Origin of the sequence: Aurantibrevibacter litoralis (genome assembly GCF_034651555.1) — a bacterium.
Taxonomy (GTDB): Bacteria; Bacteroidota; Bacteroidia; order Flavobacteriales; family Flavobacteriaceae; genus Aurantibrevibacter; species Aurantibrevibacter litoralis.
In genome coordinates this window covers 85,623-105,255 of sequence record NZ_JAYEEQ010000009.1, presented here as the reverse complement: position 1 = coordinate 105,255, position 19,633 = coordinate 85,623, and the positions used below count along the sequence as shown (strand labels likewise).

General features: G+C 39.8%; 21 protein-coding genes. 10 read left to right on the top strand and 11 right to left on the bottom strand.

Translation table 11 applies throughout. The features are described 5' to 3' along the window. Window positions 1-7 precede the first annotated feature (7 nt). The 6 genes from porD to U1E44_RS09555 all read right to left on the bottom strand — a co-directional run bounded on the left by porD (window position 8) and on the right by U1E44_RS09555 (window position 4,826). Window positions 8-898 (bottom strand): type IX secretion system protein PorD, encoded by an 891-nt coding sequence (gene porD, locus U1E44_RS09580; RefSeq protein WP_323673873.1) that lies wholly within the window; start codon window positions 896-898, stop codon window positions 8-10. Next, the gene (gene coaBC / locus U1E44_RS09575) at window positions 891-2,096 is read right to left on the bottom strand and encodes a bifunctional phosphopantothenoylcysteine decarboxylase/phosphopantothenate--cysteine ligase CoaBC (RefSeq protein ID WP_322930855.1); all 1,206 of its coding nucleotides are present in this window, start codon (window positions 2,094-2,096) and stop codon (window positions 891-893) included. Before coaBC ends, porD begins: the two co-directional genes overlap by 8 nt. A 3-nt stretch (window positions 2,097-2,099) precedes the next feature. Continuing rightward, window positions 2,100-2,426 (bottom strand): DNA-directed RNA polymerase subunit omega, encoded by a 327-nt coding sequence (locus U1E44_RS09570; RefSeq protein ID WP_322930854.1) that lies wholly within the window; start codon window positions 2,424-2,426, stop codon window positions 2,100-2,102. Window positions 2,427-2,439: 13 nt separating this feature from the next. Next, window positions 2,440-3,279 (bottom strand): outer membrane protein assembly factor BamD, encoded by an 840-nt coding sequence (locus U1E44_RS09565; RefSeq protein ID WP_322930853.1) that lies wholly within the window; start codon window positions 3,277-3,279, stop codon window positions 2,440-2,442. Between the two features lie 120 nt (window positions 3,280-3,399). Continuing rightward, window positions 3,400-4,290 (bottom strand): 4-hydroxy-tetrahydrodipicolinate synthase, encoded by an 891-nt coding sequence (dapA, locus tag U1E44_RS09560; RefSeq protein ID WP_323673874.1) that lies wholly within the window; start codon window positions 4,288-4,290, stop codon window positions 3,400-3,402. 2 nt (window positions 4,291-4,292) lie between these two features. Beyond that, window positions 4,293-4,826: a DUF6913 domain-containing protein gene (locus U1E44_RS09555; protein ID WP_322930851.1), complete on the bottom strand. Its 534-nt coding sequence runs from the start codon at window positions 4,824-4,826 to the stop codon at window positions 4,293-4,295. Between the two features lie 66 nt (window positions 4,827-4,892). On the opposite strand from U1E44_RS09555, the gene U1E44_RS09550 reads away from it, so the two are divergent. The 8 genes from U1E44_RS09550 (at window position 4,893) to U1E44_RS09515 (ending at window position 13,118) form a co-directional block, all read left to right on the top strand. Further along, complete coding sequence (locus tag U1E44_RS09550; protein WP_322930850.1) at window positions 4,893-5,660, top strand: 5'-nucleotidase; 768 nt, start codon at window positions 4,893-4,895, stop codon at window positions 5,658-5,660. Window positions 5,661-5,696: 36 nt separating this feature from the next. Then, window positions 5,697-6,608: a bifunctional metallophosphatase/5'-nucleotidase gene (locus U1E44_RS09545; protein ID WP_322930849.1), complete on the top strand. Its 912-nt coding sequence runs from the start codon at window positions 5,697-5,699 to the stop codon at window positions 6,606-6,608. Window positions 6,609-6,625: 17 nt separating this feature from the next. Then, entirely contained in the window at window positions 6,626-7,462 is an 837-nt protein-coding gene (gene fdhD / locus U1E44_RS09540; RefSeq protein WP_322930848.1) for a formate dehydrogenase accessory sulfurtransferase FdhD, read from the top strand. Window positions 7,463-8,087: 625 nt separating this feature from the next. Then, window positions 8,088-8,465: a DUF7009 family protein gene (locus tag U1E44_RS09535; RefSeq protein ID WP_322930847.1), complete on the top strand. Its 378-nt coding sequence runs from the start codon at window positions 8,088-8,090 to the stop codon at window positions 8,463-8,465. Continuing rightward, on the top strand, window positions 8,458-10,770 hold the full coding sequence (locus U1E44_RS09530; RefSeq protein ID WP_322930846.1) for an FdhF/YdeP family oxidoreductase: 2,313 nt from the start codon (window positions 8,458-8,460) through the stop codon (window positions 10,768-10,770). Before U1E44_RS09535 ends, U1E44_RS09530 begins: the two co-directional genes overlap by 8 nt. Before the next feature lie 96 nt (window positions 10,771-10,866). Then, window positions 10,867-11,640 carry an NIPSNAP family protein gene (locus tag U1E44_RS09525; RefSeq protein WP_322930845.1) on the top strand — a complete coding sequence of 258 codons (774 nt, stop codon included), beginning with the start codon at window positions 10,867-10,869 and terminating at the stop codon, window positions 11,638-11,640. A gap of 32 nt (window positions 11,641-11,672) precedes the next feature. Next, window positions 11,673-12,785, top strand: coding sequence for an acyltransferase family protein (locus U1E44_RS09520; RefSeq protein WP_322930844.1), 1,113 nt, complete (start codon window positions 11,673-11,675; stop codon window positions 12,783-12,785). Between the two features lie 126 nt (window positions 12,786-12,911). Further along, the gene (locus U1E44_RS09515; RefSeq protein WP_322930843.1) at window positions 12,912-13,118 is read left to right on the top strand and encodes a hypothetical protein; all 207 of its coding nucleotides are present in this window, start codon (window positions 12,912-12,914) and stop codon (window positions 13,116-13,118) included. A 109-nt stretch (window positions 13,119-13,227) separates the two neighbouring features. On the opposite strand, the gene U1E44_RS09510 is transcribed toward U1E44_RS09515, so the two are convergent. From U1E44_RS09510 to U1E44_RS09490, 5 genes are all read right to left on the bottom strand, one after another. After that, window positions 13,228-13,530, bottom strand: coding sequence for a hypothetical protein (locus tag U1E44_RS09510; protein ID WP_322930842.1), 303 nt, complete (start codon window positions 13,528-13,530; stop codon window positions 13,228-13,230). 29 nt (window positions 13,531-13,559) lie between these two features. Then, window positions 13,560-14,393 (bottom strand): fumarylacetoacetate hydrolase family protein, encoded by an 834-nt coding sequence (locus U1E44_RS09505; RefSeq protein ID WP_322930841.1) that lies wholly within the window; start codon window positions 14,391-14,393, stop codon window positions 13,560-13,562. Between the two features lie 109 nt (window positions 14,394-14,502). After that, window positions 14,503-16,497 carry an NAD-dependent DNA ligase LigA gene (gene ligA / locus U1E44_RS09500; RefSeq protein WP_322930840.1) on the bottom strand — a complete coding sequence of 665 codons (1,995 nt, stop codon included), beginning with the start codon at window positions 16,495-16,497 and terminating at the stop codon, window positions 14,503-14,505. 85 nt (window positions 16,498-16,582) lie between these two features. Then, complete coding sequence (gene prmC / locus U1E44_RS09495; protein ID WP_322930839.1) at window positions 16,583-17,449, bottom strand: peptide chain release factor N(5)-glutamine methyltransferase; 867 nt, start codon at window positions 17,447-17,449, stop codon at window positions 16,583-16,585. Window positions 17,450-17,455: 6 nt separating this feature from the next. Beyond that, window positions 17,456-17,941, bottom strand: coding sequence for a GNAT family N-acetyltransferase (locus U1E44_RS09490; RefSeq protein WP_322930838.1), 486 nt, complete (start codon window positions 17,939-17,941; stop codon window positions 17,456-17,458). 40 nt (window positions 17,942-17,981) lie between these two features. Here U1E44_RS09490 and ribD point away from each other — a divergent pair, with 40 nt between their 5' ends. Next, window positions 17,982-19,034: a bifunctional diaminohydroxyphosphoribosylaminopyrimidine deaminase/5-amino-6-(5-phosphoribosylamino)uracil reductase RibD gene (gene ribD / locus U1E44_RS09485; RefSeq protein WP_322930837.1), complete on the top strand. Its 1,053-nt coding sequence runs from the start codon at window positions 17,982-17,984 to the stop codon at window positions 19,032-19,034. Beyond that, on the top strand, window positions 19,027-19,632 hold the full coding sequence (locus U1E44_RS09480; RefSeq protein ID WP_322930836.1) for an HAD family hydrolase: 606 nt from the start codon (window positions 19,027-19,029) through the stop codon (window positions 19,630-19,632). Before ribD ends, U1E44_RS09480 begins: the two co-directional genes overlap by 8 nt. Window position 19,633 lies beyond the last annotated feature (1 nt).

Below are 19,633 nucleotides of genomic sequence, written 5' to 3'. Positions count from 1 at the left end.
ATGGACATCAATATTTTATTTGATTCCATGTGCTGGAATAGAGCGGAGCAATTTTGTTGAGGGTTTGTTTTAACTGAACTATATCTACCTTAGGGCCATCAGAGAATACATTTTGTATTTCTTCGGCTTTGGCATCAAAGAAAGTTTGCATTAAAAAGGCATTGGGTCTTCGGTTAATCATTGTTTCAAAAAGACGCATGGTACCCGAAATTACCTGTTTCCCTGTGCTATTATTGTCTCCTAAAATATCGAGTCCTTTTCTGTGGTAATTGTATAAGGCCACTCGATATTCCCGATAGGTGTTTGAAAGTAAATTGTCTACCAACTCAAAACGGGTGCGTTCGCTGGCAGCCTGATTCCATCCTCCGGCACCACTACCTTGCGCTTGGGTAACGATTTGCTGTGCCATTTTATAATGCTCTGTTCCTCCTTCTAAGGCAAACGTGTCGGCATCCAATCCTAAGATAATATACACATAAAACGAAATAACACTTACCAAATTAGATTCGAATGCATTTTGATTGTAAAATAAGGGTTGATATTCCTGATATACAAAATCGAACACATTGTCTTTGTAATTAAATATAGGACTTTCGTAAGAGGTGTTGTAAACGGGTCGCGATGATTGAATTTGTAGGGTAGCCTTAAAGCGATCCGATTCGTATTCGGTTACCGTTATAAACATGGATCCGGAAATGCGTTCATTTTCTTTGAACACTCTATTGGTCCATTTGGTTTTGTTAACAAAATCATTCAATGATCTTTCTAACGTTTTAAAAATCTGTTGGTTTGTTTGTCCTACCTGATCTGAATTTACAGTAACTCTACAATTCATTTCCTGAGCGGAAAGCATGAAGCCGCAGGCAAGAAAGCAACAAAAAAATAAAACCTTACGCATAGAGGTGAATCATAATTTCATTAAAAATATCGGCGGCTACTTCGGTCTTCGACTTTAATTCAAACGATTTTATATTTAAATTCTTATCTATATAGGATATTTTATTGGTAGCCTTGCCAAAACCGGCACCTTTGTCTTTTAAGGTGTTTAATACAATAGCGTCCAAATTTTTCCGTCGTAATTTACTTTTGGCATTTTCTATTTCATTTTCTGTTTCTAAGGCAAAACCTACTAGAAATTGCGTTTTTTTCTGCTCACCTAGCGAAAGTAAGATATCTTTGGTTTTTACCAATGCTATGGTAAACGTGTCTTCCTTCTTTTTTATTTTTTGAGGAGCGACTTGTATAGGTTTGTAGTCGGCCACAGCTGCGGCACAGATAGCAATATCAGCCGTTTTATAATGTGCATGGACCGCGTCGTACATGTCGTCGGCGCTCACCACATGAATAACCGTTATGGCATTATGGTGTATGTTAAGATGCGTAGGACCGGATATTAAAATGACATTAGCCCCTAAATGTGCTGCGCTTTTTGCTAATTCAAAACCCATTAATCCGGAAGAATGATTTCCAATAAAACGCACCGGATCTATAGCCTCGTACGTTGGTCCTGCGGTAATGAGAACGTTTTTTCCGTGCAATGGAAGTCCTTTAGAGAGAAAAGAGGTAATGAAATGTATAATGTCTTCTGGTTCTGCCATTCGTCCTTCACCGGACAGACCGCTTGCCAATTCCCCTTCAGTGGCCGGAATAATGCCATGCCCGTACGATTCTAGTTTTTCTAGCGACACCTTGGTCGATGGATGCTTGTACATATCTAAGTCCATGGCCGGGGCACAAAAAACGGGACATTTAGCTGACAAATAGGTGGCCATTAAAAGATTGTCGCATGTGCCGTTCGCCATTTTAGAGAGCGTATTGGCGGTTGCAGGTGCAATGATCATTACATCGGCCCACAGACCTAATTCTACATGATTGTTCCAAGAAATATGGCCATCTTCAGTATTCACAAAATCTAAAAGAACCGGGTTTTTAGAGAGAGTTGCTAAGGTTAGAGGTGTAACAAAAGAGCTGGCACTTTCCGTTAAAACAACTTTAACGTGCGCACCAGCTTTTATAAGTAAACGAACGAGAAATGTGGTCTTGTAAGCAGCAATCCCTCCGGTAACGCCCAAAAGGATATTTTTCCCGTTTAACATGAATTAAGCGTCTTTCTCTGTGTTTCTGTAGTATATTTTATCTTGCAGCCATTCTGTTACAGCCATAGCGTGTGGTTTCGGGAGTTTTTCATAGAATTTAGAAACCTCAATTTGCTCTTTATTTTCAAAAACTTCTTCCAAACTATCACTATAAGTGGCGAATTCTTCCAATTTTTCCAATAATTCTTTTTTGATTTCAGAATTGATCTGAATTGCACGACGTGCCGTTATGGAAATAGCCTCATAAATATTATCTGTTTTGGCATCGAATTCATTTTTATTAATGGTAACTGTTGAAACTGGAGCTTTGGAACTCTTTAGATCGTTCATATTTGTGTTTGTTTTATTTTAATGTGATATTGGCCTCTTTTGCTGCTTCCGACAACAATTTAGATTCCTTTTCTATTCTATCCAGTAAGTTTACCGATTTTTTCGCAAATTTTGTCTCCGGAAAATATTTTATCAAATTGCTGTACGCCGCCCTAGCTTCAATAAAGCGTTCTTCTTTTTTGTTATCGAAACTGTTGAGACCCCGGCGCGCATAAGCCTCAAACCGATAATACAAGGCTTCCTCGCGATAAATAGATCCCGGAAAGTCTGAAATAAAATTATCCAAAGCCGCAATGGCCGAAATTAAAAGCGAATAATCAAATTCTCCTAAAGTGTTGAATTGTTTTGCAATTTCAAACGCTTTTTTCTCCTTTTTTTGCGTCAATTCCTTGGCAATTCGGTTGGCTTCCGTCATAAATTCCGAATCCGGATACATATTAATAAACAATTGCATTTTCTGCAAGGCCTTATCAGTATCGGTTTGATCTAGGGAATACCGAGGCGAAAGCATATAATAACTTTTAGCACCTAGAAAGCTGGCATCTTGAATTTTATCACTTTTCGGGTACGATTTTATAAATCGCTCAAATTGATATCCTGCCAAATTATAACTCCCAATTTTGTAGTACGAATCTGCAAAAAAGAAGGTAACCCGTTCGCCTTGTGGCTTTCCAATATATTGTGGCGCTATTTGTTCAAATAATCTATTGCTGCGCTTGTAGTCTCCTTGGGTATATAGTTTTTCTGCCAAATCGTATTTCGCTTTAATATCTTCGTTTTTAAGTACCTTTTGATACTCACTACACGAGGATAAAATAAACAATAACAATAATAAAGGCAGAAGCGTCCTCATAAAATTAAATATTTTGCAAAATTAAGGATTCCCAACGGATTTAAAAAACATTTTTATAACGCTAAAATAGATATCTTGTTTTGGTGGGACAACTTATTTGGCTAGGATTTAACGCTATTTCTACACAGATAATTTTACGAATGGTTTTAGAAATGCGGCTAATTTTGACCTAAGAATTGTACTGGCGGGCATTAATGGAAGTCGTACTTGTGGTTCGCAGAGCTCTAACATCATTAGCACGGCCTTGATTCCGGCCGGATTTCCTTCCTCGAAAATGAGCGACATGCCGTCTTGAAGTGCATAATGAATAGCATACGCTGCTTTCGCATTTCCGTCCAAGCCCAATTGCACTAGTTCCCTCATTTCGGCAGGAAAGGCTTGCCCTAACACAGAAATGAGGCCGGTTCCTCCGGCCAGAACCGTAGGTAATGCGGTAACATCATCACCAGAAATTACCATAAACCGAGATGGTTTGCGCTTTAAAATTTCCATGATTTGAATTAAATTACCCGACGCCTCTTTAATCCCAATTATTGATTCAAAATCGTTTGCCAAACGCAAGACGGTATCGGGCAGCATATTGCTTGCGGTTCTACCCGGAACATTGTAAAGAATGATAGGTTTTGGGCTGGCCAATGCCAATGCCTTAAAATGCTCATAAATGCCTTCTTGGGTCGGTTTATTGTAGTAGGGAGAAACAGAGAGAATGGCATCAAAAGGACTTAAATCAGTAGTGCTAACTTCTTCTAACAAGCCTTGGGTAGCATTGCTTGCCAGGCCTAATACGAGTGGGATTCGACCTTGGTTTTCGTCTACCACAGTATGTATCACTAATTCTTTTTCGGCTTTAGTTAATGTAACCGGCTCACCGGTAGTGCCTAATACTACCAAATAATCTACGCCACCTTCAATATTAAAAGCAACCAAACGCCTTAAGGCTGCTTCATCAATCGATAAATCTTTTTTAAAGGGTGTAACTAAGGCCACACCAGTGCCATATAACCTTTCCATCATTAAATTTCCTTTAGAACCACCAAATACTTTTTTAGCTCCTTTTTAAATAATTTAAAATCTGATAACGGCGTAGCCAAGATTAAATCATTAAGATTTTTGTCTACGTCAGGAAATCCAATTTTAATTCTTGCGCTAGTTTTCACGCTTAAGAGCTGTAATAACAAATTATCCGTATTGTAATAATTAATCAATAGGTCGTATTCCCTACTCAAAAATTCTAGCGCATAGCTATTTTCGATTTGTCCGCCCCACCCCAAATCCTTATCTGAAAATACAGGTGTTGCATAGGGCGAGTTTTTATCATAATACCGCTTATATCCCATAATCTTAATCGCATTGGGTCGTAACGCAAATTCTTCTACCAGTTCATAAAAATGATTTGCATCAGAAAATGCATCCAAATCCACAATACAACCAATAGATTGCACGCCGCTCTTCTGTTTTTGAGATACCAAGGGATGGTTAAGTTGCTTTACCAAAACCTTATATCCTGCTTTCCGCTTAAATTTATCCTTGAGTCCTTTGAAAAACATGTATTTTTACATTTCTACAAATGTAAATAATATAGCTGCAAATCTGCGGCTAAGATAAGAAGGATAATGATTTTAAAAATCAAACATTTTGTTATAATTACAACAATATTTACTTTAATTTCTTGTACTTATGAGCGTGTGGGTTTGCATAAAGTGGTAGTCAATTCGCAAACAATCACAGACAGCATACAACATCAAGTGGCTATTGAAGCTTTTATACTGCCATATCGGCAGCGTGTTACCACTATTTTGGATAGCGCCTTGGCCTATGCCCCAGAGGTCTTATCTAAGGAGGACGGCCGGTACAATTCTACCGAAGGCAATCTTTTGGCCGATTTGGTACTGCAAATGGCCCAACCTGTTTTTAAGGCCAGAACAGGGTATGACATTGATTTTGTGTTGCTTAATTATGGTGGTATTCGTTCCACAATTTCAAAAGGTAATGTCTCTGCCAGAACTGCCTACGAAGTGATGCCTTTTGAAAATGATATTGTGATAGTTCAATTAAACGCAACTGCGGTACGGGATATAGTTTCCTTTCTAATTAAGGCCGATGTGCCTCACCCTATTGCCGGAATTCAAATACAGCTGAATGATCGCAATGAGCCGGAAACCGTAAAAATTAAAGGAAACTTACTAAACGAAGCGGAGACCTACTTTGTTGCCACATCGAATTATTTGGCAGCCGGCGGGGACAATATGACTTTTTTTTCGAAAGGCATTAATCAATGGGAATTGAATTACTATATCCGAAATGCTATGATTGATTATTTTGGCAAAGTAGATACTCTAAAGTCGAAAATTGACGACCGATTTGTAAAACATAACAAATAGATTCACCCAAAAAGTAGCCTGGCTAAAGGCATTTACATGAAACGAAGAACATTTATTTCCCGAAGTACGGCCACAGCCGCTTATGTGGGATTAGGCTCCTTGGCATTGCCATCATGTATGCCAACTAAGACCAAACATCTTACAATAGTACATACCAATGACGTGCACAGTCATATAGATCCCTTCCCTAACCAACATTCCTTGTATCCCAATCAAGGCGGTGTGGCACGCCGGGCTTCCCTGATTGAAAAAATAAGAATCGAAAATCCAAACATCTTATTGTTAGACGCGGGCGATATCTTTCAAGGTACCCCTTATTTCAATTTTTATGGAGGCGAACTGGAATTTAAGTTGATGAGTATGCTGCACTATGATGCTGCTACTATGGGAAATCATGACTTTGATAATGGTTTAGAAGGGTTTTTAGCGCAGTTGCATCATGCTAAATTCGACTTTTTAATCGCTAATTATGATTTTCGAAATACCATTTTAGAAGGAACTACCAAACCCTATAAAATTTTTGAGAAAAATAAACTTAAAATAGGGGTTTTCGGATTGGGCATAAAGCTCGACGGGTTGGTTACCAAAAATCTGTTTCAGGAAACAAAATATCTAGATCCCATTGAATTGGCTCAAGATATAGGGTGTACCCTAAAGGAAGTTGAAGGTTGTGACTTGGTCGTTTGTTTGTCGCATTTGGGATATTCCTATGAAGATTCGCAACGCATAGATGACTTAAAACTAGCCGCAGCCACCGCCTATGTTGATGTCATTATTGGAGGACATACGCATACTTTTTTAGAGGCACCTACTGTAGTTCCCAATAAATTAGGGCAAAATGTGATTGTAAATCAGGCCGGATGTTTTGGTGTAACGCTTGGTCGCCTCGATTTTTATTTTGATACGGATAAAGGAAAGACGGTCGACAACCGGGCTATAACGGTATAAATGGTTAATTATTCAACATGAACAACACAATTTTAAAAGGCATTCAGAAGACGCAAATACTTAAAATCGCAACCACTAAGGTAACTCAAATTGAAGATAGTCTGGCTGTGGAATCACCTTTGGAAATTCGGTTAACGGTAGCAGGTGCTCATCCTCCTATCCGCAATAAAAGCATCTCTATAACCATGTGTACCCCGGGAGATACTGTAGATTTAGTGTATGGTTTTTTGTTTACCGAGGGAATTATTTCTAACGCGAACCAAGTGATTGGCACCGAAGAAACTGAAAATGGGATTACGGTTTATCTCAACATGAAAAAGCCCATTGATCTCGATGTATTATATAGAAATTCCTTTACGAACAGCAGTTGTGGGGTCTGTGGGAAATCGAATTTGAAATTCTTAGACATTAAAAGAACGGTACCTCAAAAAAAGGTCAATTGGCAAATAGATTCGGAAGATATTAAGCGATTTCCGGCGCTTGTGCGGGCTCAACAAAGCACTTTTGAGTCTACAGGGGGTCTCCACGCTGCTGGGCTATTTAATTTGCCAGGAAATTTAATCGGGCTAAGAGAAGATGTAGGTAGGCATAACGCTGTAGATAAATTAATTGGCGCCTATTTTCAATTAGATCAATTGCCCTTACAAGAGCACATTTTATTTCTAAGTGGTCGTGCCAGTTTTGAATTGATACAAAAGGCTGCAATGGCAGGAATTTCTATGGTAGTAGCGGTTGGGGCACCGTCTAGTTTGGCTGTAGAAACCGCAGTGGCATGCGACATTACATTAGTGGGTTTTCTTAAGGAAAAAGGTTTCAATGTATATTACGGTGAAAAGCGCTTGCGCATGTCGTAAAGTAGTACACATCAAAAATAGGACTTGATATAAACCCATTAGGGAACCTTTAAAATAATACGTTGTTCATTTTGATTATTTGGTGTTTATTTGATACTGAAATCTTCATTAATTGCTTCGATCCTGAAGGAAGTAATGAAGATTTCTTTACCCTTTAGATCAGGTCAAAAATCGACGAAATCAAGTCAAAATGAACAACGGTTATAAATACTAAAAAACGAAGTCATTATAATCTAAAGAATTCACCGAGCCAAGCTTCGGGGCTAGTCAGTTTCTCGAAATTCTATATGAAACGGAACTGATTGTCTCTAAAATAGGTCGGTTTGATGATTTAACAGGAATTTTTGTTCTAAATCCTGTATTTTTGGAGGTGTAGTTTCATTCTAGAAGCACTTTTCTCCTTTTGTAGATGGGGAAATCAAGTGAATTGATCTTTTATCGGTCAATAATGCCTAAAGGAATCAACGTATAAGGGCTTTCCACATTTTGGAGCTATGACCCGCTGAGGGCGCAATTTCGTACAGTTAACGCGTAGCGAATACATCAAAAAGGGATGAAGAATAGCAACACGCTGTTATATGATGTAAAAGATTTAAAATGAAATGTTTAACTTAATTTTATTCGAGTGAAAATTAGAATTAAAGGAAATACGATTCGTTTGCGGCTCACACGCTCCGAGGTAGCGACCGTAGCAACTAAAGGATATTTGGCAGAGGAAACCAAGTTTAGTTCAAGTCGATTTGCCTATGGCATAAAAACAAAAAAAGACCTTACACATCTCGATGCGCAGTTTTTAGAAGAAACGATTACTGTATTCATGCCTGCTGCAATGGCGAACGAATGGTGGACCTCCGAGCAAGTGGGCTATGCACATACAGTGGCACTCGAAAGTGGTGAAACGTTACACCTGTTGATTGAAAAAGATTTTGTGTGTATGGATGAATCCGTTGAAGATCAATCAGACAACTACCCCAATCCTGCGGCAAATAAGTTAAATGGGTAAGGTTGAAAAAAATACTGTCCCAAACCCTGAGTCGTCTACTCAATTAACGGGTTTACAGCGTTCAAATGCCAAAAAGGTTGCCGCAGGTGTTCCGGCAATTTTATCATCAATTCGGCACGTTTTTGGGTCGATGGGAATTGGTCGGGGCGTTAGAGCATTACATAAACTGAATCAATATAATGGATTCGATTGCCCCGGTTGCGCTTGGCCCGATCCCGATGATGAACGAAGTAGGTTGGGTGAATATTGTGAAAATGGAGCTAAGGCCATCGCAGAAGAAGCTACAAGCAAAAAGGTAGATGCCCTATTCTTTGAGCAACATAGTATATCCTATTTAGCTGCGCTTTCCGATTTTGAAATAGGAAAAAAAGGGCGTATCGCCCAACCCATGTATGTAGCGCCTGGAAGCGATTACTATGAAGAAATTTCCTGGGAAAATGCGTTTCAAAAAATAGCAAAACACCTCAATGGGTTAAAAAGCCCCAATGAGGCTATTTTTTATACTTCCGGAAGAACCAGCAACGAGGCCGCATTTTTGTATCAACTTTTTGTACGCGCATATGGCACAAACAACCTTCCGGACTGTAGTAATATGTGTCATGAAAGTAGTGGTGTGGCACTATCAGAAACTTTGGGTATAGGGAAAGGTAGTGTTACCCTTGACGACTTTAATGAATCCGAAGTGATTCTTATTTTGGGTCAGAATCCGGGTACCAATCACCCACGCATGTTAACGGCACTTCAAAAGGCCAAACAGCGTGGCGCAATGATAATCGTAATAAACCCAATTATAGAAGCAGGGATGGTTCGCTTTGCTAATCCGCAGCAACTAACCGGATTAATGGGTGGTACTACAAAACTGGCTGATCTGTATTTGCAAGTGAAAATTAATGGAGATATGGCATTGCTGCAGGTTCTTGCAAAATTACTGCTGGAAGAAGAAGCACAACGCCCGGGGAAGGTTTTGGATCAAGGCTTTATCCAAGATAAAACAGCTGGTTTTGAGGCCTACAAGACACATTTAAATCAATTAGATAGTGCAGCATTGGTTGCTACATGTGGGATTCCCTTAGATGAGCTGAAAAAAGTAGCTCAAATACTATCTCAAAAGAATAAGATTATTGCCTGTTGGGCTATGGGACTTACCCAGCACAAAAATGCAGTAAACACCATTAAAGAAGTGGTAAATATTTTGCTGCTAAAAGGGAGTATCGGTAAACCCGGAGCGGGCACCTGTCCCGTACGCGGACATAGTAATGTGCAGGGTGATCGTACGATGGGAATTTATGAAAAACCTCCTAAATCCTTGTTGGACAATCTGGAAAAGGAGTTTCAATTCAGCCCACCAAGAGAAAACGGTTATGATACCGTTGCCAGCATAAAAGCTATGCATTCGGGTGCTGCCAAAGTATTTTTTGCTATGGGCGGCAATTTTTTATCGGCTACGCCGGATACCTATTATACGGCAAAAGCGTTACAAAAGTGTGATTTAACGGTTCATGTAGCCACCAAATTAAACCGAAGTCACCTTATTCACGGAAAAGAAGCACTAATTCTTCCTTGTCTGGCCCGAACAGACCTAGATAGCATCAATGGCGAACCACAATTTGTAACTGTAGAGAACTCCATGGGCGTGGTGCATCAAAGTAAAGGAAATTTAGCACCGATTTCCGAAAAACTGTTGAGTGAACCCGAAATAGTTTGCCGATTGGCTTTGGCGACGCTTCCCCACAATACCATCGATTGGAAGTCGTTTTATATGAATTATGACACCATTAGGTATTGTATAGAAAAATGCATTCCCGGATTTCACAACTATAACGAAAGAGTAAGGAAACCGGGCGGATTCTATTTGCCAAATGCGGCACGAAGCAACCAATATTATACCCATACCGGAAAGGCTAATTTTAGTATTTCAAACGTGGTCGCAACTAAATTACAAGAAGACGAATTCCTGATGATGACCATACGGAGTCACGATCAATTTAACACTACCATTTACGGCCTAAATGATCGGTATAGGGGAATTAAGAATGAAAGGAGGATTGTTTTGATCAATCCGCGGGACATAGAAAAATGCGGTTTTGTTTCAGGGGATGTAGTGGATCTGTATAATAGCCACAACAATAGCGAACGTATCGCATCGAAATTTATCATTGTTCCCTATCAGATTCCGGAGCAATGTGTGGCGACCTATTTTCCGGAGGCCAATGTGCTGGTACCTATAGATAGCACGGCAGACTACAGCAATACCCCCACCTCCAAATCAGTAGTTATTAAAATTAGAAAGCATAGCGACTTTTAAATCATGTGTTCAAAAATGGATTCCTTGAAATAGTAGTTCTAAATCCCAAAAAAAAGAAGTACTTTCCATGCTCATTTTTAAACCTTATCTACCACCATGAAGTATATTATGCAATACCCCTTTTTTATTTTGATAAGTATATTCCTAAATGTGCAGGCGCAGCAACGCTCCTATTTTCAACTTAAGATATATACACTATCCTCTGACACACAAATTAGTATCACAGATGCGTATTTGAAAGATGCTTATTTACCGGCATTAAAAAGGACAGGGATTTCCAATATTGGTGTGTTTAAACCCAAAACCATTGCCACAGATTCTATAAAGAAAATATATGTTTTAACGCCGTATGCGTCTTTGGAAGAATTTCAAACTACTGCCGAAATTATTTTAAAAGATGAACTACATAACGCTGCGGGCGCAGCCTATCTAAACGCTGCTTATAATCAACCCCCTTATGTGCGTATAGAATCGGTATTGCTATACGCTTTTGAACAAATGCCCGGCCTACGCCCTTCCCCTTTAACGGGACCTCGTACGGATAGAATTTATGAACTTCGCAGCTATGAATCGCCTACAGAGGCGCTCTATCGAAACAAGGTACACATGTTTAACGAGGGTGGCGAGGTGGCTCTTTTTGAGCAATTGGGATTTAATGCCGTTTTCTACGGTGAAGTACTTTCCGGAGCACACATGCCTAATTTAGTGTATATGACTACTTTTGAAAATCAAGAAAGTCGAGATGCCCATTGGAAGGCCTTTGGAGAATCGGCTGTGTGGTCTCAATTAAAAGTAGATCCCTATTATCAAAATAATATGTCTAAGAATGATGCGAGGATGCTGTACCCCACCGAGTATTCCGATTATTAAACCTATACCACCAAACCCTAACCACCGTTTTTATGAAAATTACACTTAATACACAAAGGCTTTATTCCTTAGATGCCCTTCGCGGTTTTGATATGTTCTGGATTATTGGTGCAGAAGAGGTATTTCACAAACTTGCCGAAATTACCAAATCTCCCTTGTGGGAATCATTATCCGTACAATTTACGCATCCAAGCTGGCATGGTTTTGCAGCCTATGATGTCATATTTCCACTATTTTTATTCTTAGCAGGGGTCTCATCGCCGTATGCTCTAGGAAAACAATTGGAAAGCGGTAAGAGTAAGACGGCACTTTTAAAAAAAATTCTTAGAAGAGGTCTTATTTTGGTTTTATTAGGCATTGTATATAACAATGGGTTAGAACTAAAACCCATTGCGGAAATTCGTTTTGGCAGCGTGCTTGGGCGTATTGGTCTTGCCTATATGTTTGCCAATATCATCTATTTATATTTTACAACTAGGGGGCAAGCCATTTGGTGTACAGTTCTGCTTTTTGGATATTGGGCACTATTGGCTTTCAATGCCGCCCCCGGCTATGCGATGGGCGATTTGAGTATGGAAGGAAATTTTGTTTCCTATTTAGATCGTACCCTAATGCCCGGAAAATTATACAAAGGGATACACGATCCGGAAGGGCTTATTTCTACGCTTCCTGCCATTAGTACCGCTCTTTTGGGCATTTTTACGGGAACGTTATTGCGTAAAACAGATCTCGAAAACCGTACTAAAACAGCACTGAAATTAGTGATAGTGGGATTTATCCTCATTGTATTAGCCCAAATTTGGAATCTGGTTTTTCCGATCAATAAGAACTTGTGGACTAGTTCTTTTGTGTTGCAATGCGGCGGTATTAGCCTTTTATTGATGGCGCTTTTTTATTATCTAATCGATATATTGGGCTATCGGAAGTGGGCCTTTTTCTTTAAAGTGATTGGTATGAATTCCATATTAATTTACATGTCAGGTGTTTTTATAAATTGGACCTATACCACCGATGCCTTATTTACTTGGTTAGGACAAATGGTAGGATCGCCCTACGATGTGGTAGTTCTTGGCCTCTGTTTTATAGGAATACAGTGGTGTTTTTTATATGTGCTGTATCAACAAAAAATATTTTTAAGGGTGTGAGAGGTGCTGCCCAAGTGGGCCTCTGCAAAAGGGAATGCAAACATCAAAAAGTGTGATTATAGCATTACTTATTTTTTTAAAAACAACTGAGAAGGTACGATACATTAGGGGATATTTAAAACTAAGATGATCACTTTAAAAAGAGCGAATGCCGCGCATCCTGATTTTTTAGCGCTTGTTTTGTTACTCGATGCCGATTTGAAAGCGAGGGATGGCGATGAACATGTTTTCTATGCACAGTTCAATCTAAAGATTCCCCGACCCTTGGGTCGGGGTTTCCTATTTACCTCTCCTTTGGAGAGGTCGGAACTATCTTTTTGCAGTTCCGGGTGAGGTAAAATACAAAATTTCGGATTTTGGCCCAAAGGCCAAAATGAAACTGGCGAAATACCCTATGGCTTGCCATGGGGATAGTCAGTTTCAAATTTTTTTTTATTTCGGGTTATAACTTTAAAAGCGCATTTACAATCTCCCGCTGCTCCACTTCCAAACTAAGGCTAGGAAATGGTTTATTGGCTTTTCTATACCAATACCGCGCATTGTAGACATCACCTTCCTTTCTGTGCAAATAGGCATGAATCCAATCTCCCTCCGGGTTCGGAATATCCTGCGCTATTTCGTGGGCGTTATGCCAATCTTCTTTAGCATCGTACCACATTGCCTGCAAAGGCGTTGGCCATTTTGCAGGCGGGGCATTTCCATGCAAAGTGTCGTTAAAAGCACTGTAATCCTTGGGGCCTTCCATATCAGATAAAGTGTAAACAGCAGATGTTCTTAAGCAACCACATTGGTCAATGTACCAATGTGATCTATGGATATATGAATTTGATCTCCATGATTCAACGTAAAGGCATCCGGAGGCACCACCCCGGTTCCGGTCATTAAAAGACTTCCATGAGGGAAGGACATTTCCCGGTATAAATACGATGCTAGTTCGGGTAGTTTGCGCTTCATTTGATCGAGTGTGGTTTGGCCTTGAAATACGACCTCCTCATTTCGCTCAATTTTTATTTGAACCTTCGAGCTTGGAGCAATGGGTTCTTTTGAAATCCAGATACAAGGTCCAATGGCTGTAGCGCCATCATAACTTTTGGCTTGAGGCAAGTAAAGCGGATTTTCTCCCTCTATGTCTCGGGAACTCATATCATTCCCAATCGTATATCCTATAATTTTTTCAGTGGGCGTAATAACCAAAGTTAATTCGGGCTCTGGAACATTCCATTGGGAATCTTTACGTATCCGTACGGGCTGTAGATGCCCTACGGCACGGTACGGTGCGCTTTTAAAGAACAATTCGGGACGTTCTGCAACGTATACACGATCATAGAAATCGCCACCGCCCGCATCTTTAGATTCTTCCATCCGTGCCTCCCGACTACTGTAATAGGTTACCCCTGAGGCCCAAATTTCCTGTTTTCCGACAGGCGGTAGGAGGTGCTTTGACACTATTTCAGAGGCATTAGAAATAGGTGCAAGAGTTCCAATTAAGGCCAATGTATCATCATAAACAGCATCATTGGTTATAAATTCGTCCCAATCCTTTTCAATTATGTAAAACTGGTTTTTCACTTCAATAAGGATGCCTTGTGTGGTTTTGTAGATTTTCATGGTATGGGTATAGAATTAAACAATAGGCTTTAAATATACAAACAATAGCGAAAAACTAATGTCAAAACGTGTACGAATCAAAAAAAAGTAGCAGGTGATATTCTTAAATTTAGACCATTGTCAAAAAGGTGTCTTCAGAAATGATTTGTACTCCAAGTGCTTCGGCTTTTGTTTTTTTACTTGGACCCATATTGTCACCTGCCACCAAAAAATCTGTTTTAGAAGATATGGAAGAACCTACTTTGCCCCCATTGTCCTCGATGATTTTTTTAAGATCTTCCCGGCTAACTTTTTCAAAAACTCCTGAAATAACAAAGGTCTTTCCTTTTAGTATTTCTGTTTGATTGATCAGTTGATCTGCCGAAATTTCAAATTGCAAGCCATAGGTTTTTAATCGACTTATGATTTCTCGGTTTATTTCATTCTGAAAAAATTCGACCACACTTTGCGCAATGCGAGGCCCAATTTCATCTACGGCAGTCAGTTCTTCCAAGGTAGCGGCCTGTAAGGCATCTATATTTTTATACGCTTTTGCCAGTTTTTTGGCTACCGTTTCACCCACGAAACGGATTCCCAACGCAAAAAGTACTCTCTCAAAGGGGATGTGTACCGATGCGGCAACGCCAAGTAGTAAATTTTCGGCCGATTTATCGGCCATCCGCTCCAAAGGGATAAGTTGTTCTTTGGTAAGCTCGTAAAGATCGGCATAATGACGTATCAAACCTTCCTTAAAAAGAAGTTCAACGGTTTCTGCTCCCATACCTTCAATATCCATTGCTTTACGGGAAATAAAATGCTGGATACGCCCGGTAATTTGTGGTGGACAGCCGTAGTAGTTGGTGCAATAGTGCTGTGCCTCCCCTTCGCTACGAACCAATGGCGTTTTGCATTCCGGACAATGGGAAATATACGATGTGGGTTTGGATGCGGAAGTTCGTTTGGTAAAATCAACTCCTATTATTTTTGGGATGATTTCTCCGCCTTTTTCTACAAAAACAGTATCCCCTTCGCGTATGTCTAACTTTTCAATTTGATCGGCATTGTGCAAAGAGGCTCGTTTAACAGTTGTTCCGGCAAGCAGCACCGGTTTAAGATTGGCCACAGGAGTTATGGCTCCGGTACGGCCCACCTGGTAGGTAATTGTTTCTAGAATGGTTGCTGCTTGTTGCGATTTAAATTTGTAGGCCATAGCCCATCGCGGGGATTTTGCCGTGAAACCGAGCTCTTCCTGTTGATCTAGTCTATTTACCTTTATAACTACACCATCGGTTTCATACGGTAATTCATGACGATGTATATCCCAATAGGCGACAAACTCAATTACCTCTTCCCTACTCTTGCATAATTTGGCTACAGAAGGTACTTTAAACCCCCATTGGCGTGCTTTTTCAAGCATTTCAAACTGAGAGCTTATGTTTAAATTAAAACCACTAATACCATACAACAAACAGTCCAAAGGACGCTGTGCCACAGCAGTACTGTCCTGAAGTTTTAAACTACCGGATGCCGTGTTTCTGGGATTCATATACGGTTCTTCGCCCATTTCAATACGTTCCTGATTCATTTTCTCGAATCCTTTAAAAGGAAGAATAATTTCGCCACGAATATCAAATTTTGGAGGAAAATCGCCTTGTAATTGAAGCGGTACGGAACGTATGGTTTTTACATTGGCAGTAACATCGTCACCTTGGAAACCATCGCCTCTTGTTACGGCACGAACTAATTTACCATCTTCATAAGTAAGGTTGATGGACGCCCCGTCATATTTCAATTCGCAGGTAAATGCTACTTCAGCGTCACCCAAAATACGTTGTATGCGCTTCTCCCATTCCTCCAAATCTTCAAGTGAATACGAATTATCTAGCGAATACATACGATGCTCATGAACCACGGTATTGAATTGTTTGGTTACCGTTCCGCCAACGCGCATTGTAGGTGAATTGGCATCCTGATATTCCGGATGTTTTGCTTCGAGCTCCTGTAGTTCTTTTAATTTGATATCAAACTCATAATCCGTTATGGTTGGTTCATCTAATACATAATAATTGTAATTATGGGTATTCAGTTCCTTCCGGAGTGCTGCTATGTGCAATTTTATATCCATATAGAAGTATGCTATGTTGATTTAGTTAGGTGGTTACTATGATTCTTTTTCATCTAATCTATGCCTCGCTTTTTCGTTAACGCTTTCAGGTTTGCGATCTTTTTGTCCAAATACCTTTTAACATGCGATCATTGTCAAAAAGATCTTTTCGCATTTCAATTTCTGAAAAATGTTGGTCTTTTAAAAGTTGCTCCGTTTCTTTTCCTAAATATTGGTTGATTTCAAAATAGAGTGCCCCATTTTCCCTGAGATTGTTTTTAGCAAATTTGGTGATGTTTCGGTAAAAAAGAAGCGGATCAGAATCCGGCACAAAAAGTGCCTGTTCCGGCTCATGTTGAAGCACGTTCCCTTTCATCTCCTTTTTTTCCATAGTTCTGACATAAGGCGGATTGGAAACAATAAGATCGAACGCAATTCCCAGATTTTTAATTTGAAGAATATCGGCATGGATAAATTCAATAGCGACATCCTGATTTAGGGCATTTTGCATAGCGATTTTAAGTGCCTCTTCAGAAACGTCCAAGGCATACACTTTTGCAGTTGGACAATGCTTTGCCATGGTGATGGCCATACATCCACTTCCCGTGCCAATATCCAAAATCGTAGTTTGGGTTTCTTTATTTTTTAAATCTGCGAGTATCCATGCTACCAATTCTTCCGTCTCCGGACGGGGGATTAGGACATGTTTATTGACATGTAAATCCATTCCAAAAAAATGGGATGTTCCCAATATGTATTGTATGGGACATTCCATTTTTAGTTTGCTAAGACCTTCAAAGAGTGGCGTTTCTTCTTCTTTAGAAATGATGAGATTGGGTTGCAACGCTAGATCTAACCGATGTAGGTTTAAATAATGGTCTATCAACATAAAAAAAAACTGATCTACCTCTTCATTGGGAAAAAGCGAATCTAACTCTTTGTGAAAAATAGTTCTGATTTCCTTTAGCTGCATAATCCATTATAAGTCTAACAACATCCAAACCGGACAAGAATAGTGTCCGGTGTTGCCCATGGGTGCATCGATATAGCTGAAGCCGGTTTTTAGATACAACTTTTGGGCATCTTTCATATAGGGCATGGTTTCTAAATAACACTTTTCAAACCCAAATTCTCGTGCTTTTTCCAAGCAAATCTGAATCATTTTACGTCCTAGTCCCCGACCTCTGGCAACTTCTAAAAAGTACATTTTTTGCAACTCGCACACATTGCCTTCAAAATTATCTAAGGGTGCAATTCCCGCACATCCCAGAATTTTTCCTTCTTCTTCAACAACAAAATAGCTGGCTTTAAGCCTATTATAATGTTCATACATGCCATCCAAGGCTTTATCTGCATATGCTGTACCCACTTTGGGAACACCTAAATCTTCCAATACGCAGCGGATCACGGTGGCCACATGAGGATTATCGTTGGGCGTAATTGCTCTAATAATGGCTTTGTCCATTTTTATAAAACCGTACCTTTTATTGTGTTATTTTTACCGTGTGAAGATACATGAAAAATATATTTCCCGATGTATTCAATTGGCTAAAAATGGATGGGGAACGACCTTTCCGAACCCTATGGTCGGATGTGTTATTGTGCATAACAAACGCATCATTGGAGAAGGATTTACGAGTCCCTTTGGCGGTCCGCATGCCGAGGTAAATGCTATAAATTCGGTTGCGGATGTGTCATTACTTGCAGATGCTACACTCTATGTAAGTTTAGAACCCTGTTCTCATTTTGGAAAGACGCCCCCTTGTGCCGATTATATCGTGGCCCATGGCATTCGCAAGGTGGTGGTAGGTATATTAGATCCGCATGAAAAAGTGGCAGGACAAGGAGTACAGAAACTTAAGGATGCAGGGTGCCACGTTACGGTAGGGATCTTGGCGGCTGCTTGTAAGGAACATCACCGTAGATTTTTAACCTTCCATACTCAAAAACGACCTTATATTATTTTAAAATGGGCACAGACCATAGATGGTTTTATTGCGCCCGATAAGCGCGAACGAAGTGTTCAACGAGAGCCTTATTGGATTTCTAATGCCCATTCTAGACAAAGGGTGCACCAATGGCGCAGCCAAGAACAAGGAATTTTAGTAGGCACAAGTACTGTTTTACAAGATAATCCCCGCCTTGACCTCCGTCTTTGGAACGGCAAACCACCGATACGCATTATTATAGATAAAGATTTGAAAATTGAAGGCGATTTTTATGTGCTAGATAATACGGTACCAACCATCATTATTACCCAAATTGCCAATTCATCTCGGTACAAAGAAGGTATTAGGTATGAAGTCATTGATTTTTCTAAGGAAATAACAACACAAATTTGTGCGTTGTTGTACCAACACCAAATTCTAAGTCTCATTATTGAAGGAGGTGCTATTACGCTACAAGCCTTTATTGATAGCCATTTATGGGATGAAGCTCGGATATTTACCGGAGCTACCGTATTTGGAAGCGGCACAAGGGCGCCGGAACTACGGGGTGCAACAAAATCCATAGAAAAAATAGGTTCAGATCAATTAACTATAGTAACTCATGATTAAAAATATCATTTTCGATTTTGGCGATGTTTTCATCAATTTAGACAAGGAAATAGTAATTCGCGAATTTGTAAAATGGGGCGGCAGCTTTGATGCACTTCCCGAAATTGTGAAACTCAATGAACAATATGAGGTCGGCGCACTCTCGTCCGATGCATTTATTGGCGCACTCAACCACATTATCCCGGAGGCTAAACCATCGGAAATTATAAAAGTTTGGAACGGGATGTTACTAGACTTTCCGGATCATCGTTTGGAATTTATAGAGACCTTAGCTAAGGTCAAATCGCACCGATTATTTTTATTAAGCAATACCAATGCCTTGCACATTCCGCATGTAGCAAAGCGTATGGGGAAGGAAAAATTTAATCGATTTAAACAAGCTTTTGAGCAGTTTTACTTGTCGCATGAAATTCAAATGCGAAAGCCAGATACAGAAATCTTCACCTTTGTACTTCAGCGCAATGGGCTAAAGGCAGAAGAAACCCTTTTTATAGACGACACCAAAGAAAACACGGATGCCGCTGCTACTTTAGGTATAAAAACATGGCATCTTTTGGTAGGTAAAGAAGAAGTCACCGAACTTAAATTGGACTGGTAAG

Bases quoted from the DNA above. Each gene is read 5' to 3' on its own strand.
- U1E44_RS09550 (WP_322930850.1), top strand. From the start codon at position 4,893: ATGATTTTAAAAATCAAACATTTTGTTATAATTACAACAATATTTACT.
- U1E44_RS09525 (WP_322930845.1), top strand. From the start codon at position 10,867: ATGAAGTATATTATGCAATACCCCTTTTTTATTTTGATAAGTATATTC.
- U1E44_RS09490 (WP_322930838.1), bottom strand. From the start codon at position 17,941: ATGGACAAAGCCATTATTAGAGCAATTACGCCCAACGATAATCCTCAT.
- U1E44_RS09530 (WP_322930846.1), top strand. From the start codon at position 8,458: ATGGGTAAGGTTGAAAAAAATACTGTCCCAAACCCTGAGTCGTCTACT.
- U1E44_RS09565 (WP_322930853.1), bottom strand. From the start codon at position 3,279: ATGAGGACGCTTCTGCCTTTATTATTGTTATTGTTTATTTTATCCTCG.
- U1E44_RS09520 (WP_322930844.1), top strand. From the start codon at position 11,673: ATGAAAATTACACTTAATACACAAAGGCTTTATTCCTTAGATGCCCTT.
- U1E44_RS09505 (WP_322930841.1), bottom strand. From the start codon at position 14,393: ATGAAAATCTACAAAACCACACAAGGCATCCTTATTGAAGTGAAAAAC.
- U1E44_RS09570 (WP_322930854.1), bottom strand. From the start codon at position 2,426: ATGAACGATCTAAAGAGTTCCAAAGCTCCAGTTTCAACAGTTACCATT.
- prmC (WP_322930839.1), bottom strand. From the start codon at position 17,449: ATGCAGCTAAAGGAAATCAGAACTATTTTTCACAAAGAGTTAGATTCG.
- fdhD (WP_322930848.1), top strand. From the start codon at position 6,626: ATGAACAACACAATTTTAAAAGGCATTCAGAAGACGCAAATACTTAAA.
- coaBC (WP_322930855.1), bottom strand. From the start codon at position 2,096: ATGTTAAACGGGAAAAATATCCTTTTGGGCGTTACCGGAGGGATTGCT.
- U1E44_RS09555 (WP_322930851.1), bottom strand. From the start codon at position 4,826: ATGTTTTTCAAAGGACTCAAGGATAAATTTAAGCGGAAAGCAGGATAT.
- U1E44_RS09480 (WP_322930836.1), top strand. From the start codon at position 19,027: ATGATTAAAAATATCATTTTCGATTTTGGCGATGTTTTCATCAATTTA.
- U1E44_RS09515 (WP_322930843.1), top strand. From the start codon at position 12,912: ATGATCACTTTAAAAAGAGCGAATGCCGCGCATCCTGATTTTTTAGCG.
- U1E44_RS09510 (WP_322930842.1), bottom strand. From the start codon at position 13,530: ATGGAAGGCCCCAAGGATTACAGTGCTTTTAACGACACTTTGCATGGA.
- U1E44_RS09545 (WP_322930849.1), top strand. From the start codon at position 5,697: ATGAAACGAAGAACATTTATTTCCCGAAGTACGGCCACAGCCGCTTAT.
- ligA (WP_322930840.1), bottom strand. From the start codon at position 16,497: ATGGATATAAAATTGCACATAGCAGCACTCCGGAAGGAACTGAATACC.
- dapA (WP_323673874.1), bottom strand. From the start codon at position 4,290: ATGGAAAGGTTATATGGCACTGGTGTGGCCTTAGTTACACCCTTTAAA.
- porD (WP_323673873.1), bottom strand. From the start codon at position 898: ATGCGTAAGGTTTTATTTTTTTGTTGCTTTCTTGCCTGCGGCTTCATG.